The organism is Flavobacterium sp. I-STPP5a (assembly GCF_009764685.1).
GTDB lineage: Bacteria > Bacteroidota > Bacteroidia > Flavobacteriales > Flavobacteriaceae > Flavobacterium.
In genome coordinates this window covers 1-16,870 of the sequence record NZ_VHLM01000084.1, presented here as the reverse complement: position 1 = coordinate 16,870, position 16,870 = coordinate 1, and the positions used below count along the sequence as shown (strand labels likewise).

12 protein-coding genes and 1 tRNA gene are annotated in these 16,870 nt (G+C 33.6%); 1 reads left to right on the top strand and 12 read right to left on the bottom strand.

Translation table 11 applies throughout. The annotated features are described in order from the left end of the window. Positions 1 to 141: 141 nt before the first annotated feature. The 4 genes from ppsA to dinB all read right to left on the bottom strand — a co-directional run bounded on the left by ppsA (position 142) and on the right by dinB (position 8,085). Positions 142 to 2,565, bottom strand: a complete 2,424-nt coding sequence (gene ppsA, locus FJV36_RS15905; protein WP_158728352.1) for a phosphoenolpyruvate synthase — start codon at positions 2,563 to 2,565, stop codon at positions 142 to 144. 182 nt (positions 2,566 to 2,747) lie between these two features. After that, positions 2,748 to 3,110, bottom strand: coding sequence for a hypothetical protein (locus FJV36_RS15900; protein ID WP_158728351.1), 363 nt, complete (start codon positions 3,108 to 3,110; stop codon positions 2,748 to 2,750). Positions 3,111 to 3,556: 446 nt separating this feature from the next. Further along, entirely contained in the window at positions 3,557 to 6,613 is a 3,057-nt protein-coding gene (locus tag FJV36_RS15895) for a DNA polymerase III subunit alpha (protein WP_158728350.1), read from the bottom strand. Between the two features lie 311 nt (positions 6,614 to 6,924). Next, entirely contained in the window at positions 6,925 to 8,085 is a 1,161-nt protein-coding gene (gene dinB / locus FJV36_RS15890; RefSeq protein WP_158728386.1) for a DNA polymerase IV, read from the bottom strand. A gap of 89 nt (positions 8,086 to 8,174) precedes the next feature. On the opposite strand from dinB, the gene FJV36_RS15885 reads away from it, so the two are divergent. Further along, on the top strand, positions 8,175 to 8,939 hold the full coding sequence (locus tag FJV36_RS15885; protein ID WP_158728349.1) for a LexA family transcriptional regulator: 765 nt from the start codon (positions 8,175 to 8,177) through the stop codon (positions 8,937 to 8,939). Positions 8,940 to 9,411: 472 nt separating this feature from the next. Here FJV36_RS15885 and FJV36_RS15880 read toward each other — a convergent pair. The 8 genes from FJV36_RS15880 to FJV36_RS15845 all read right to left on the bottom strand — a co-directional run. After that, a tRNA-Ser gene (locus tag FJV36_RS15880) sits at positions 9,412 to 9,496 on the bottom strand. Between the two features lie 166 nt (positions 9,497 to 9,662). Next, positions 9,663 to 10,796, bottom strand: a complete 1,134-nt coding sequence (gene ribB / locus FJV36_RS15875; RefSeq protein WP_158728348.1) for a 3,4-dihydroxy-2-butanone-4-phosphate synthase — start codon at positions 10,794 to 10,796, stop codon at positions 9,663 to 9,665. 8 nt (positions 10,797 to 10,804) lie between these two features. Then, positions 10,805 to 12,241: an LptF/LptG family permease gene (locus FJV36_RS15870; RefSeq protein WP_158728347.1), complete on the bottom strand. Its 1,437-nt coding sequence runs from the start codon at positions 12,239 to 12,241 to the stop codon at positions 10,805 to 10,807. Positions 12,242 to 12,249: 8 nt separating this feature from the next. Beyond that, positions 12,250 to 12,903 carry an outer membrane lipoprotein carrier protein LolA gene (locus FJV36_RS15865; RefSeq protein ID WP_158728346.1) on the bottom strand — a complete coding sequence of 218 codons (654 nt, stop codon included), beginning with the start codon at positions 12,901 to 12,903 and terminating at the stop codon, positions 12,250 to 12,252. Positions 12,904 to 12,942: 39 nt separating this feature from the next. Next, entirely contained in the window at positions 12,943 to 15,384 is a 2,442-nt protein-coding gene (locus FJV36_RS15860) for a DNA translocase FtsK (RefSeq protein ID WP_158728345.1), read from the bottom strand. Between the two features lie 15 nt (positions 15,385 to 15,399). After that, positions 15,400 to 15,777 (bottom strand): diacylglycerol kinase family protein, encoded by a 378-nt coding sequence (locus tag FJV36_RS15855; protein WP_158728344.1) that lies wholly within the window; start codon positions 15,775 to 15,777, stop codon positions 15,400 to 15,402. 10 nt (positions 15,778 to 15,787) lie between these two features. Further along, positions 15,788 to 16,285, bottom strand: coding sequence for a thiol peroxidase (gene tpx, locus FJV36_RS15850; protein WP_158728343.1), 498 nt, complete (start codon positions 16,283 to 16,285; stop codon positions 15,788 to 15,790). Positions 16,286 to 16,617: 332 nt separating this feature from the next. Beyond that, the coding region (locus FJV36_RS15845; RefSeq protein WP_199250854.1) for a transposase at positions 16,618 to 16,870 on the bottom strand (253 nt) is incomplete at its 5' end.

The window sequence follows — 16,870 nt, the reverse complement described above, 5'->3', positions numbered from 1 at the left end:
TTTTTTAGACTATTTAGATAAACAATTTGTTAATAGTTTATACAATTTAAAACGCTTTTTAATTGTATAAGCTATTACTACATAATTAATTAAACATATTAGTTTCTACAATTAATGCAAGTGTTTTTCTATACTAATTATCTATTGTCGAGCAATTCGCTGTTCCACTGCTGCAATTGCATTTACTGTTTTGATTACCGAATCTGGAGTAACTGAAATGCTATCTATTCCTAGTTCTACTAAAAACTGAGCAAAATCAGGGAAGTCACTTGGCCCTTGGCCACAAATACCTACTTTAACGCCTGTTTTTTTTGCGGTTTGTATCAGCATTTCCAACATTTTTTTTACTGCAGGATTTCGTTCATCATATAAATGTGCTACTAATGAGGAATCTCTGTCAAGCCCCAGTGTAAGCTGGGTTAAATCATTACTGCCTATGGAAAAACCATCTATATGTTTCGCAAATTCTTCTGCTAAAATTATATTAGACGGAATTTCGGCCATCAAATACAATTCTAGTCCATTTTCACCACGCTTCAAGCCGTATTCATTCATTACATCACAAACTTTATGCAGCTCCTCAACAGTTCTGCAAAAAGGAATCATGACCACAACATTGCTCAATCCTATTTCATCTCGCACTTTTTTAATGGCTTTACATTCTAAAGCAAAAGCGGGTTTATAAGTTTCTGAATAATAACGGGACGCACCTCTCCAACCAATCATGGGGTTTTCTTCATGTGGCTCATAATACTTCCCTCCCAATAAATTGTAATATTCGTTCGATTTAAAATCTGAAAATCGAACTATTACTTTATGCGGGTAAAATGAAGCGGCAATTTTCGCGATCCCGTTTGATAGTTTTTCGATAAAAAAGTGTTCTTCATTTTCATAACCAATAATTTTTTTCTCAATTTCTACTGTAAGCTCAGAATCATTTAACGATCGGTGATTTAAAAGCGCTAACGGATGGACTTGAATATAATTATTGATGATAAATTCCTCTCGAGCTAAACCAACGCCTTTATTGGGTAAGTGAGAAAATTGGAAAGCTAAACTTGGTGATGCCACGTTCAGCATGATATCCGTTTTTACTTTTGGTAAATTGCGAAGATCGTATTCTGATTTTTCGTATTTGATCTCGCCTTCGTAAACATAACCTTCATCACCTTCGGCACAAGAAACTGTAATCACTTGTCCTTCAAGTAAAAGTTCAGTAATGTTACCACAGCCAACGATAGCTGGCACACCTAATTCCCTAGCTACAATAGCAGCATGGCAAGTTCTTCCGCCTTTATTGGTAATAATGGCTGATGCTTTTTTCATTATAGGTTCCCAATCTGGATCGGTCATATCGGTAACCAAGACTGAACCGGCAATGAACTCGTGACCTTCGCTCACCCTTTTATCTAATGAATACAATATTGTTGCGGGACCTGAACCAATTTTGTCCCCAACAGCTATTCCCTTTGTTATTAATTGTTTCAGTCTGTCTTTATCTTCAATGCGATATTCGGTGATAGTGTGTCGATCTTTTTGAGAATGAATCGTTTCTGGTCTGGCCTGAACAATAAACAATTCTTTGGATAGGCCATCAATAGCCCACTCAATATCCATGGGAGTCCATTTTTGTTTTATTTTAGTGTAATAATCCTCGATGATTGCTACCCATTTTGCTAATTTAATGATGGTTTCATCTTTTAGGCAAAAACGGTTGCGAAATGAATTTTCGGTTGGAATAATTTTTACACGTTCGTCCCCACCTTCTCCATAAATCATCATTTTGTCTTTGTTGCCCATCTTTTTTTCGATGATGGCATTAAAACCTTGCTTTACAAGGGGTTTAAACACAATATATTCATCAGGAGATACAGCACCTTGCACTATCATTTCGCCCAAACCAAAAGAGGCATTAATAACTACGGCATCTTTAAAACCACTCTCCGTATCAATAGAGAAAGCAACGCCCGAAGTTCCTAAATCGCTGCGAACCATTTTTTGCACACATACTGATAAAGCCAATTGAAAATGGTCGTATCCAAAACTTTGACGGTAGCTTATGGCTCGATCTGTGAATAATGATGCAAAACATTTTCGAACACAATCAATGATGTTTTCTGGCCCTCGTACGTTCAAGAATGTCTCTTGCTGTCCAGCGAATGAAGCATCCGGTAAATCTTCAGCGGTGGCGCTACTACGAACGGCTACATCAGTAAAATCTTGATCGTATTGCTTTGAAATTCTTTCATAAGAAGCAATGATTTCTTCACTAACATCCGCTGGAAATTTTCCATTCAAGATGAGCTGTCGTACTTGCATTCCTCCTCTTCGCAATGATTCAATATTGTCGTAATCAATTTCAGCAACAATTTCATTAATAGTTTTTTCTAAATTGTTGTGGCTAATAAATTCATAATAGCCATCGACGGTAATAACAAAACCGTCAGGAATATTGACTCCTAGTGATGTAAGGTTTTGTAGCATTTCGCCTAATGAGGCATTCTTGCCGCCAACGAGTGCAATATCATTAATGCCAACGCTGATGAGTGGTAAGGTGTATTTCATATTAAGTTGTTTTGGTTTTGTGGTTAATAGTTGTTGGGTTATTTGAAATAGTGATCAGGTAAAAGAAATTTTTTATCTGGTTTTTTAAAAATTAAAAAATGTATGTTGCCAAAGGTCTAATTTTAGCAAGCTTCATTTTGGATTTATGATTCAATGCAGTTTTTTAATCATTCCTGCATTTTTCATGATAAGTAACCACTGCCGCCATATAGTTTTTTTGCGTTACTGAGCTTTTGAAGTTCTTTTTGATAATCAATTTGTTCTTGGTGTACATTGGTAAAAGTATCTTGTCCAGAATGCATCGATTCTGTTGAATTACTTGCTTCTTGTGAATTGACGTAGGCTTGGCCTTGTGTTAGGTACGTAACGCATCCTAAAATAGAAAGTAACGTTATTTTTCCTAAACCAGATGGTACAATAATGAGCTCTAATTCGCCAATATAAAAACGGATTATAGACGAGTTTAACACCGATATTGTGGTATCTCCTGTTTTGAAAGGTATATTAGTATTCACAACTTTGGCAATTTCTTTGGGTTGATTCACAGTTACTTTTTTTAAATTTTATACTGGACTGCCATACACAATGTTAAATCGGAACAGTGAAATAATATTTGAATGAATTATTTTTTATACTGCTTTATCAACATAAGTTCTAAACTTGATTATAGTAATATTATTTCTCATTTATAGATTTAAAACCACAGAACAAAAAGTCATTTTCATGATTGTAAGTGCTTCAAATTTATAATTTGCACGATAATTATTATTTTTGTTTGTTTATAACGTAAAAAAGTTAAACAAATATAATTTAAAAAATGAATTCCTTTTCTTTTTTATCTTTTTTTTTAATTTTTAATATTTTTAGTTGAGTAATAATATTAATTATTCAATAATGAATATGTTGTTTGCGAGTTTAGCTAAGGTGCGGAAAGTATTGCTTCGCTATCATCTATATCATTCATTCTATACCAGAAGAGATGATATATGACTTACTCTTTCATCTTTATTCTTGGTAAATTGATTTCGTGTTCTTGCGGATATGGAGCTCGTTCGGTGGTACTAATATCACCTCTCAACTGTTCTGTTGCCTTAAATTGAAGTGTTTTTGAATTGGCATATCTCGGATCAGGCTTAAAAGGCATTTTGGCCATTTTTGAAACAGTAATGGTTGGAAAATGATAATCTACCTCAACCGTACCCAAAAGTAAATAGCATCCACCGCCTTTGAACGAATAGTTGATAAGGCTTTTAGGAAAATGTGCTGTGTCAAAATAATCTCCATTTGCATCAATCCAAGTGCCAAAAAACATCATTCCCATTTTTGTAGGGACTTGTTTTATAGATACTAAGTAAGCAATCAATTTTACTTCTTTCTTTAGGTAGTTAATGAGGTTATTGGCCAAAACACCACTCTTGAATTTTGTTTCTAATAAATCAAATGGTGAACACGAAACAGGAAAACTCAATAATTCAATTTCATCAAAAGCATCTTCTAAAATGGAACGTTCTATAATTGGAAACTTGTATTCCTTAGTGGGTTCTTCAATAAGCAATGGAGTGTTTACCTCCAGTTTATGATGTATCAAAAGCATTCGTGCCTCGATAATTAATTGACTTTTTGTTTTGCCAATACACCTGAAGGCTCCAATAAATATTAATGTTTGGATACTTTCTAATCCTGATGGAACTCTGGTGATGAAATTTTCAATAGATTTGAATGCATCATTTTTTTCTCGTTCAGCAACAATATTGAAAATATACTCGCTGTTTAGATTCTTTAAAAGCATAAAACCCAAATACACATCTGTTCCATCAACGGTTGTTTGATAAACGCTTTTGTTGATACACGGATTGTGTATCGTTGCGCCACTCATTTTGGCTTCGTGAATGTAAATTTCGGGTCTGTAAAAACCACCGCCATTGTTGATAGCTGCTACCATAAATTCTATTCCAAAATAAGTTTTTAAATATAAACTTTGGTAACTTTCTACGGCATAACTTGCCGAGTGCGCTTTACAAAAAGAATATCCTGCAAAGCTTTCTATTTGCCTGTAGACTTCTTCACTCAGTTTTTCTGGATGCCCTTTTGCTTTGCAAGAAACAAAAAATTGATTTTTTACGGATTGTAATTCTGCTAACGAACGTCCTTTACCGCTGATGGCTCTTCTTAAAATATCGCCATAGGCTGCAGTCAACCCACCATAATGCAACGCAATTTTAATTACATCTTCTTGATAGACCATAACTCCATAAGTTTCGCCCAACTGTTCTTTGAAAACCTCATGAAAATATTCAAATTTATCAGGATTATTGTGTCTAAAAATATATTCTCGCATCATTCCACTTTGAGCCACTCCAGGTCGAATGATACTTGACGCGGCAACTAGTGTTTTGTAATTATCGCATTTTAAACGTCGTAACAAACCCCGCATAGCCGGGCTTTCTATATAAAAGCAACCTAAAGTTTTACCAATACTGAGCAACTCATTGCATTTGGCTTCGTTTTTAGACAATGAAGTATCCGTGATATCCACTTTAATTCCTCTGTTTTTTTCAATAATTTTAACAGCTTCATCAATGGTACCCAAACCACGCTGACTCAGAATATCGAATTTTTCAAAGCCTATATCTTCAGCTACATGCATATCAAATTGCACAATTGGAAAACCTTTTGGTGGCATTTCTAGTGCTGTAAAATTGGTAATTGGTTCTTCAGAAATGATGATGCCGCAGGAGTGCATGCTTCTTTGATTAGGATATTTCTCTAACATCATTCCGTATTCTTCGACATATTTTACCACCGAGTTAGTTTCTCTTTGTCGTCCTTTGGCTTTAGATAATCCATCCAATTCGTCTTTAGACAGTCCAAAAACTTTACCCACTTCTCTAAAAATAGATCGGTATTTGAATTCTACATTTGTGCCACAAAAGGCTACGTGATTTGGATCAAAACGCTTAAAAATATATTCTAAAATAAAATCACGTTCACGCCAAGACCAATCGATATCAAAATCTGGTGGCGATTTTCGGTTTTCGTTTAGGAATCGTTCAAAATACAAATCGAGTTCGATAGGACAGATGTCTGTAATACCAAGACAATAACTCACGATACTATTGGCACCACTACCACGCCCTACATGCATAAAACCTTGACTTTTGCTATATTGAATGATGTCCCAAGTTATTAGGAAATAACCACTAAAATTTAAGTCGTTGATTACTTTTAGTTCTTTTATTACGCGGGCTTGCGCTTCTTTGTTCGAGTTTCCATAGCGTTTTAGTAAACCACTTTTGGCTAAGTTTTCTAATAATAAGCGGTCGCCTTCTTTGCTTTTGGTATAGAATTTTTTGTTTCGAGGCGTTTTAAATTCAAATTCAAAATTGCATTCTTCAATAAGGAATTCGGTATTTTTTATAATTTCTGGATACTCACTGTACTTTTTAAGCAACTCTTCGGGACTTGTCAGTATTTCAGAAGTTTTGCAAATGTCCTCTTCGGTTAATTTTGACAATAAGATGTTGTTGTCTATAGCACGCAGAATTCTATGTAAGTTAAATTCCTTTTTGGATCTAAAAGTAACAGGTTGCAGGATTACCGCTTTTTGAATGATCGGCTTCCATTCGGTTTTGAATAATTTTAGCACTTCTTCTGGACGAATGCCAATGTATTCAAAATTTCGTAACTCGTTAGGCATATTAGCTGTTGGATAGACCACAAATACATTTTCAAATGCTGGCGCGACCTCTGGCAAGTGGCTTTTGGATAGATTATGATGGGTTAGCAAACGACACATTTCGCCAATGCCTTTTTGGTTTTTGGCTAAGCCAATAAAAAGCAATCTGTTGTTTTGTCTGAACTCAACACCCACGATAGGTTTTATGCCAACTTCTTTGCATTGTTTTGTGAAATCGTAAATGCCCGTTACCGTATTAATATCGGTCAATGCAACTGAGGTAAGGCCTGAAATTTTAGCTTGTTGAACAAGTTCGTTCAATGGAATTGTTCCGTAACGTAAGCTATGATAAGAATGGCAATTGAGATACATTGTAATTGAAATTTAACGATTTTTGATTTATAGTTTTTTGCGTTAGGGAAATGTCATTAGGTTAAGAAGGAAAAAAATAGCACGCAGATTCAACAGATTTTAACTGATTTTTCTGCATAAATCTGCGAAATCTACGTGAAAACTAAAAGAGTAATTCCTTGACTTAATAACATTGTGCGTTAGGGATGGAAGCGGCATCCTTTTGTGTAGCGCTAGCGGAACAAAAGATATAGCGTACAGCCCGACCCGCCTTTTTCGGCGGGAAACGCCCACCCAAGCCTGAACGTACAAACTGACGTAGTAAATTGTTTTTACTTTGTTCTTTGTTTTATAATGGTGCCTGAACATCGTGAAACCGCATCAAAACCAAACCTATTTTTAATTTTGTCAATGGCTTGGTAGAGCGATAACAATTCTGTTGTGTCTTCAAACATATTGATTTGATAGGTCCCACGAACCAATCCTGTGAACCGTATTCCCACCAACCGCAAGCGCATTCTTCTGGTGTACACTTTCTCAAAAAGGTCTATTGCTGTTTTAGTTAAAATATGATCGAAAGAAGTGTACGGAATCTTAATTTGTTTGGTCTCTGTATCAAAATTATTGTACCGTATTTTAAGTACTACTGTTGATGCTAAAAATCCTTCTGAACGCAATTGATAGGATAGTTTTTCGACCATTCCTGTGATTAGAGATTTAATGTTGTAAACGTCAATGGTATCGGTTTCAAAAGTATGTTCGGTTGAAATGGATTTTCTTTCGGTGTACGGTTCTACCGGATTGTTGTCTATTCCGTTTGCTTTTTTCCAGATTTCCACTCCATTTTTACCAATCATTTGTTGTAAAACTTCGACAGGCATTTCGGAAAGTGTTTGAATGTTTCTAATGCCAATTCTGGATAGTAATTGAAAAGTCACGTCGCCCAACATTGGAATTTTTTGAATAGGCAATGGATTTAAAAAAGGTTTTACATTAGCACCAATAATTTCTATTTTGCCTAAAGGTTTTGCTTCGCCTGTTCCAATTTTTGAGACTGTTTTGTTTACCGAAAGGGCAAAACTTATTGGTAAACCACTTTCTTTTAGAATTTTACTAGATAGTTCTGTGGTCCATTTATAGCAACCAAAAAACTTATCCATTCCAGTTAAGTCTAAATAGAATTCATCGATGCTTGCTTTTTCAACAATTGGCGCTACTTCTTTTAAAATAGAGGTTACTTCGTGTGATTTATTAGAATAGTATTCCATATCTCCTTTGATAACCGAAGCTTGAGGGCAAAGGCGCAAGGCATATTTAATTGGCATTGCAGATCGGACTCCAAATTTTCTAGCCTCGTAGGAGCACGAAGCCACAACACCACGATCAGAACTACCACCAACAATTAGTGGCAATCCTATTAATTGTGGATTTACTAATCTTTCGCAGGAAACAAAGAAGGTATCTAAGTCCATATGTACGATTGCTCTATTCATCATCATTTCTATTTTTATACATCACAAAATTAGTATAGATACTAACAAATTTTAGTATATTTGTTGTTACAAATTATAACAAAATAGCTATGTCTTTATTTTCTGATAATATTAGGAGCCTTAGGGTACAACATAAAATTTCTCAAGAAAAGCTGTCGCAATCGCTAGGGATCACCAGGGGCAGATACGTGAAGTATGAAGATGGAACCTCTGAAGCTCCGTATGAAATATTGAAGAAAATAGCGTATTATTATCACATCAGTATTGACCTGTTGCTCTCTGTAGATGTGCGTAAAATTCCAGTAGACGATTTATTACAATTGGAAAATAACCGATTGGTGTTGCCCATTACGGTAGATAACAAGGGAGAAAACTTTATAGAAGTTGTCACGCAAAAAGTAAAAGCAGGGTATTTGAATGGATACGCTGATCCAGAATATATTGAAAGTCTGCAGCAAATAGCTTTACCGTTTTTGGGAACAGGAAAGCACAGGGGATTTCCGGTGGAAGGTGATTCGATGCCACCTCATGCAGATGGTACTATCATCGTTGGGCGTTATGTAGAAAAGTTAGGAGATGTTAATGATGGTAAAACCTACATACTGATCACCAAAAATGAAGGCATGGTGTACAAGCGATTGAATAAAAACAAAAAGAATGCACTTGTTGTTTCATCAGACAACAGCTTTTATCCTCCTTATGAAGTCAAGGTTTCTTCTATCCTGGAGATATGGGAATACGTGTGTAATATTGGACTCAGAGATGACAAACAGGAATTAACGGAATCTGCCAGTATAAAGGACCTGTTTTTAGAGTTGAAAAGAGATATTCATGATTTGAAAATAAAGCTTTAAATTTAGGTTATTGGTAGAAAGGAATATTGAGGTTAGGAGACTTCAGAGAGCGCAATTTAAAGTTGCGAGTTCACTCGCTCAAAATATTAGAAGTTTATCACCAAAAATCCATGAACTCCTATCTATTCCCTCTTTTACTAGATGAAGATATGACTATAATCGCATCTGAAATTTCAAATTTTTTTCCCATTATAATTTTTTCCCAATAAAATAATTGTAAACTTTTCATCCATATTTGAAACTAAAATACCTTGATAATTTCCAGCTCTTCCATCGTGTATATGCTCTATTAAATTTCGATTTTAAATTTTGCTTGACGCTTTAGAAGCTAGAATTGCTGAAAAAAGATTGTGCAGTATTATAAATTCGTTTTGAATGAATAAACAACTATTGTGGACTAAATGTGGGCTAGGAGTAGATATAAAAAAAAACCCTAAGTAATTGAAAATCAATTATTAGGGTTTTAATTCCGCGGAGAAAGAGGGATTCGAACCCCCGGACCTGTTACAGTCAACAGTTTTCAAGACTGCCGCATTCGACCGCTCTGCCATTTCTCCAGTATGTCGATTTCATTAGCTGAATTCGACTGCAAATGTAAGGCTCTTTTTGGTTTATACAAGTGTATTTTTGAAAAAAAATAACGATAATTTTGAATTATTTTATAAAATATTCATAATCTTATGGTTACAAATAAAATTATTTTACTTTTTTTTTCAAAACAAACTAATACCTTACGTATTCTGTTATTTCTAATCCATAACCAATCATTCCCACGCGTTTTGTGCCTTCGGTATTGGTTACTAATCTTATTTTTGAAATGTCAATATCATGTAGTATTTGAGCACCGATACCAAAATCTTTGCTATCTATAATGATTTTTGGTGCTTTCAGCGTCCCATTTTGCTGTAAAACTTTTAACTCACTCAATCTATTTAAGAAGTTTAAAGATTGTATGTCTTGATTTATAAAAATTAACGCCCCTTTTCCTTCTTCATTGATCACCTTAAACATGTCATCTAATTGTTGGTCGGCATTATTGGTTAATGTCCCTAATAAATCATTATTAACAAGTGATGAGTTAATTCGAGTGAGTATAGAATCACCTAAATTCCAAGTTCCCTTAGTTAGGGAAATATGAATTTGTTTATTGGTAGTTTGCTGGTAAGCTCTCAGCCTAAAAGTACCAAAACGAGTTTCTATATTGAAATCTTCTTTTTTTACAATTAAACTATCATGTTGCATTCTATAAGCTACTAGGGCTTCAATAGAGACTAATTTTAAATTGAATTTTTGGGCAACTTCTACTAATTGAGGAAGACGCGCCATGGTTCCATCTTCATTCATTATTTCTACAATGACACCAGCAGGTTTAAACCCGGCAAGTCTTGCAAAATCAATTGCAGCCTCTGTATGACCAGTTCTTCTTAATACACCACCTTGTTTTGCTATAAGCGGAAAAATATGTCCAGGTCTAGCTAAGTCATGTGGTTTTGTGTTTTGATTAACTAAAGAAAGTATTGTTTTAGCTCTATCAGAAGCTGAAATTCCGGTTGTGACTCCGTTTCCACGTAAGTCAACAGATACGGTAAATGCAGTTTCCATAGGATCCGTATTATTGCTTACCATAACATGAAGTCCTAATTCTTTACAACGGTTTTCTGTTAGCGGTGCGCATATCAATCCACGACCGTGAGTAGCCATGAAATTTATCATTTCGGGTGTTACCATTTCGGCTGCTGCCAAAAAATCACCTTCGTTTTCACGATCTTCATCATCAACAACTATGATTACTTTACCTTGTCTAATATCTTCTATTGCTTCTTCAATAGTGTTAAGTTGTATTGTATTTGAGCTCATTGTGTGTGTTAGTTTTGTGTTGTTGGGAATATTTTTTTAAATAACTTTTGAATAGGTAAAAGGATTACATCCATATTAATCAGTCCTATGTCGTTAGTTGCTCTATAGGTCAGTAATATAGCAAAAGGTGTTAATATAATAGAAGATAGCCAAGCTCCTAAGAAAGGTGTCATTCCATCTTCTTGAGCAAGTCTTTTTCCAAAAGTATTGATAAAATGGTACGATATAAAAATAAGTACGGCAAAAACAATTGGCAATCCTAAACCACCTTTTCTAATTATGGCTCCAAGGGGTGCACCAATAAAAAACATTAAAAAACAAGCAAAAACAATTACAAATTTGTCGTAAAATGCAATTAAGTGTCTGTTGATGTTTTTTTGTTTGTTTAGAATTTCATTGCTTATTGATTCAATAGAGTAGGAGGTGTTGGTAATGTTGCTACTTGCTATTTTTAAAATGTCTGATTTTTGCTGATTAGTATACAAACTTAAAATATCATTTGGTAAAGTTTTTTTTATTTTTGATTTTGAAAAAACTTTAGCACTAGGGAAATTGATTCTTGCAGATGGATTATCTGTAAAACTTTTGATATCTGTTTTGATGTTTTTGTTTAGAGAATCAAGTGTATATGATAGTTCATTTATCGTTAACATCGTATTGGTATTGGTTACCGATGCATCGTTGATGTCAGTTTTATTCAACTCTGATAAATCAATATTTATAATTTGTTTTTTAAATGAACTTTTAGCAAAAGGCATTTTGCTTCTGTCTTCGTATTTCTTAGGGACAATATCTTCATAATAATACCCATCATTTAAAACTAACTGCAAAATACTAGATTCTTCACTACTAATCAACGAACCGTTTTTGGCTTTTATTACGGTTTTACTTCCATCACCAATATTAGATTTTTTGTGAATGGTAATGCCAGTAAGTTCATTACCTTCTTTTCCTGATTTTTTATTTACTTTTATATTGTAAAACCCTACATCATTAAATTGTCCTTCGGCAATGGCTAGTGCAGGTTTTACTTGAGCAATGTTTTTACGAAAATTAATAAACTTATATTCAGCATATGGAATTACATTATTTGCAAAGAAAAAGGCCATGATACTTAACAATGTTATAAAAATTGTTAGCATTCTCATGGCTCTTTGTAGTGATATTCCAGAGGACTTCATGGCTGCAAATTCATAATTTTCAGCAAGATTCCCAAAAGTCATTATTGAGGCTAGTAAAATAGAAAGCGGTAATACCAATGGTACTATTCTAGGCATTGCAAAGGCAAGGAATTTGATAACCATTATCAAATCTAAGTCTTTACCTGCTAATTCTGAGATAAACAACCAAACGGTTTGTAAAATGAAAATAAAAAATAAGATTACAAATACAGTTGTAAATGTAGTCAAGAATGTTTTTAATAAGTATTTGTCAAGAATTTTCACCTAGTGCATTAATCTAATTTGTTGATGTAGTAATTTGGATATTTACTTGCCGCAAATGTAAATTGATTTTTTGACAAAGGTTGATTGGTTTTAAAAGAATTAACGGTTAATGTGGTTTTTGTTCCTTTTTTTCCAATTTCAATGAGATTATAGATGTGTTTTGTTTGAATGTCAATACCCAATAAAACCTCTTTTCTTTGATCTTTTGTACTTACAGGTACTAATTTTATATATTGAATTTTTCTACCCTTAACATTTTGAACAATATCCATTGTGTATTTGTATCCAGAATTAAAAAAAGTCAACATTTTTGACGGAGTGATGGCATTATCATCTTTTTCATTAAGATTTGAAATGGTAATTTCTTCGTCCTCTGGGACAATACTATATGTTTTTTTTCCATCAAATATTTTAGTTACTCCCATGAAATTTAGAACGTATTGATTCCCTTTCATAGTAACATTTCCTTTACTATCCTGGTTGATGTTTTCTTTTGCATTATTTAATGAATATTTAAAATCAATAGCGATATTATTGTAACTTTTAACTTTAGCAGTAACTTGATCCAGTAAATCTTTTGCTTTTTTATCCTGAGCATTCACTGAAAAAGCAAGCAAAAAAAGCATACTAAATGTAATAATTTTTGAACTAAAAGTTTTCATCTCAATCTTTTTTGTTTTCAAAGCGTTTAATTTCATGGTTTAATTATTTTGTTCATTATTGAAAAATTGATCTAGAGAACTCATATCAAGTATATTTACGCTTCTTGCTTTACTACCTTCAAATGGTCCAACTATACCAGCAGCTTCTAATTGATCAATAAGTCTACCAGCTCTGTTGTATCCTAATTTTAATTTGCGTTGTAGTAAAGATGCCGAACCTTGTTGTGCATTAACAATAATCTCTGCAGCTTCCCTGAAAAGTGTATCTCTTTCAGAAATATCTACATCAAGATTAATGCCACTTTCTTCTCCTACAAACTCAGGAAGTAAATAAGCGGTAGCATAGGCTTTTTGAGCTCCAATAAATTCTGTTATTTTTTCTACTTCTGGCGTGTCAATAAAAGCACATTGTACACGAACTACATCATTACCATTTGTGTATAACATGTCTCCACGACCTATTAACTGATCTGCTCCTTGCGTATCTAGAATTGTTCTTGAATCAATTTTTGAAGTTACTCTAAATGCAATTCTCGCAGGGAAATTGGCTTTTATTAAACCAGTGATTACATTTACCGATGGACGCTGAGTTGCTATAATTAAATGTATACCAATAGCTCGTGCTAATTGAGCCAGTCGTGCAATAGGGACTTCAACTTCTTTTCCTGCCGTCATAATCAAATCGGCAAATTCATCTACTACAAGAACAATATAGGGTAAAAATCGGTGTCCATTTTCTGGATTCAATTTTCTAGCCTTGAACTTATCGTTATATTCTTTGATATTTCGTACCATCGCATCCTTCAATAAGGAATAACGATTGTCCATTTCTACACAAAGAGAGTTTAATGTGTTTACAACTTTAGCATTATCTGTAATAATAGCATCATCCATATCAGGGAGTTTTGCTAAATAATGTCTCTCTATTTTATTAAAAAGAGTAAGTTCTACTTTTTTTGGATCAACCAATACAAATTTTACTTCTGCAGGATGCTTTTTGTACAATAATGATGTTAAAACCGCATTTAATCCAACTGATTTTCCTTGTCCTGTGGCACCAGCCATCAATAAGTGTGGCATTTTGGCTAAATCCACAACAAAAGTTTCATTAGAAATTGTTTTTCCTAGTGCGATAGGTAATTCCATTTCGGCCTCTTGAAATTTGGCTGAGCCAATGACACTTTTCATAGAAACCATAGTAGGGTTCTTATTCGGTACTTCAATACCAATAGTTCCTTTACCTGGAATAGGTGCGATAATACGAATTCCTAAAGCGGATAGTGACAAAGCGATATCATCTTCAAGACTTTTAATTTTTGAAATTCTGATTCCAGCCTCAGGTACAATTTCATATAATGTAACAGATGGACCTACGGTAGCTTTTATTTGTGCAATTTCTATTTTGTAGTTGCGCAAGGTATCTACAATTCTGTTTTTATTTTCTTCTAGCTCTGCTTGGTTGATTGTAATTCCTCCTGTTGAATATTCTTTTAGTAAATCAATTACAGGAAATTTATAATTTGATAAATCAAGAGTAGGATCAAATAACCCAAAATCAGCCACTAGTCTTGAAGCCAAATTTTCTTCAATGATGTCTTCTTCAGCTGCTTTTTCAATTACAAAAGTATCTGCTGTATTTTTAATAATTTCAGGTTCTCTTTGAGGGGCAATAACCATTGAAAGTGGTTTTGTAACTGGGTCCCTAACGATGTCTGAAGCATTACTAATTGTAGGCTTGAGTGCCTCCTTGTTAATTTCAAATTGATTTCCATTCGTTTTTAAATGAATGTCATCTTTTTCTTCTTCGTCAACAGCAAATTCCTCCAAGTTGTAATTGCTATTAGTTTCCTTTTTTGTTGAAGCATTTACAGGGTCTATTGTACTCTCTTTGGATCTATCAAGAAAGGATTGAATGATTTCTGGTGAAAGTTTCATTTTAAAAATGATATAAATCACTAAACCAAAAAGTAATATTAGAAAAGTACCTGTTTTACCTAAATAATCTTGTAAGAATAAATTGAGTTCATACCCGATAATACCTCCTAATTCTGGTAATGAAGTGGCAAAAAAACCAAATAAAATTGAAAGTACAATAATTGCAAATAAGTCCCAAAACCAAATATTCTTCAATCTCTTAACGGGAATCCCTACAACGAGATACAAGCCTGATAAGAAAAATAAGCGTACAAATATAAAAGAAGTGGCCCCAAAACCGTTGTAAATAAAAGTATCTGCTAATAATGCTCCAAATTTTCCAAGCCAGTTTTGAACAAGTTCTTCTCTATTCGTTATCTCTTGAACTGCACTTTGGTCTTGTTGTCCATAGATAAAAAAAGAAATGAATGCTAATAACAAGGCTACAGAAAAAAGAACAAGCATAGTGCCAAAAACTATTTTCTGTTGTTTAGAGATTTGGATTTTTTGATTGCTAGAAGAAGTGTCCTTCTTATTATTGATAGGGGCTTTTGTTTTTTTTGCCATTGATGTATTTGTAAATTACCTAGAAAAGAATGGGATGTAAATAATTAGCCCAATAACAATTGCTGTTATTGCTGCAAAGAAAACGGCACCAGCAGCAATATCTTTGATAAACCCAATTTTTTCATGAAAATTAGGATGAATAAAATCAGCAATTTTTTCTACTGCAGTGTTTAATCCTTCAATGCTTATAACCAAACCAATAGCTAAAGTTTGTACTAACCATTCTGTTTTTGATATGCCAAAATAAAAACCAGCAATGGTTACAATGCTTCCAAGGAAACATTGCACCATAATGCTGTGTTCTGTTCGTATTAATTTGATTGCGCCATTAAAAGCAAAACGAAAACTTTTTAATCGCCCTGTAAAAAAAGTATTGTCTTTTTCGAACTCCATTAAGTTAATTTTATAGTACGCTTAAAGCGGCTTCATAATTAGGTTCGTCAGCAATCTCAGTTACTTGTTCTGTATGCGTAATAACACCATTTTCATCTACAACAATTACAACTCTTGAGTGTAGTCCTGCAAGTGGACCATCAGTAATTTCTAAGCCGTTTGTTTTACCAAAGTTTCCTTCAACAAAGTCAGATAAATTTACTACATTTTCTAAACCTTCAGCACCACAAAAACGATTTTGCGCAAATGGTAAATCTCTAGAAATGCACAAAACTATAGTATTATCTAAAGCACTTGCACTTTCATTAAATTTTCTAACAGATGCTGCACAAGTTCCTGTATCAATACTTGGGAAAATGTTTAAAACTAATTTTTTACCTGCAAAATCTTGTAATGATACAACTGATAAATCAGCTTTAACCAATTTAAAATCAGCGATTTTACTTCCTATAGTTGGTAATTCGCCAGAAGTGTGTATTGGATTTCCTCCTAATGTTATTGTAGCCATGTTTATTGTTTTTTTATGAAGTTCAAAAGTATGAAATTTATTTAAGAATAATGATGCATTGACAGTTCTAAAATTGATGTTTTTTTTATAATTAATCTTGTATTTTTTTTGGTTTAACCAAAAAAAAACGCACCCTAAAAAGGAGGGCACTGAAAAACATCGCTTATTTTGATTAGCATCCTTTTTTAGATAATAAAAAACGCTTGTAACAGGATTTCAAACATCCGTTATAAGCGTTTTTTTTTTGGAACTGTTTTTTATTGTAGGTTATATGAGTTGGTTTTTGACTTATACAGGTTCATTTGGCAAAATGCATGTGTAGATTACATTTTCTACATTAATTTGAGTATTCTTTTTAAGTTGACTGTAAAAATTGCTATTGCACCTTGCATTTGCATATTGGTAATACCGTATGATATCGCTCTATCATAACCGTGTACATTTTTTAACTCGCTATTTTTGGCTTCTATCTTGTATCGATGTTTTGCTTTTTCTTTGTAATATTCTGTTTCTTGAAAAGCCATTTGGTCTTGATGTAATTCTGATTTTATGGATACCGAATACGTTTTTGTTTTGGCTCCATCT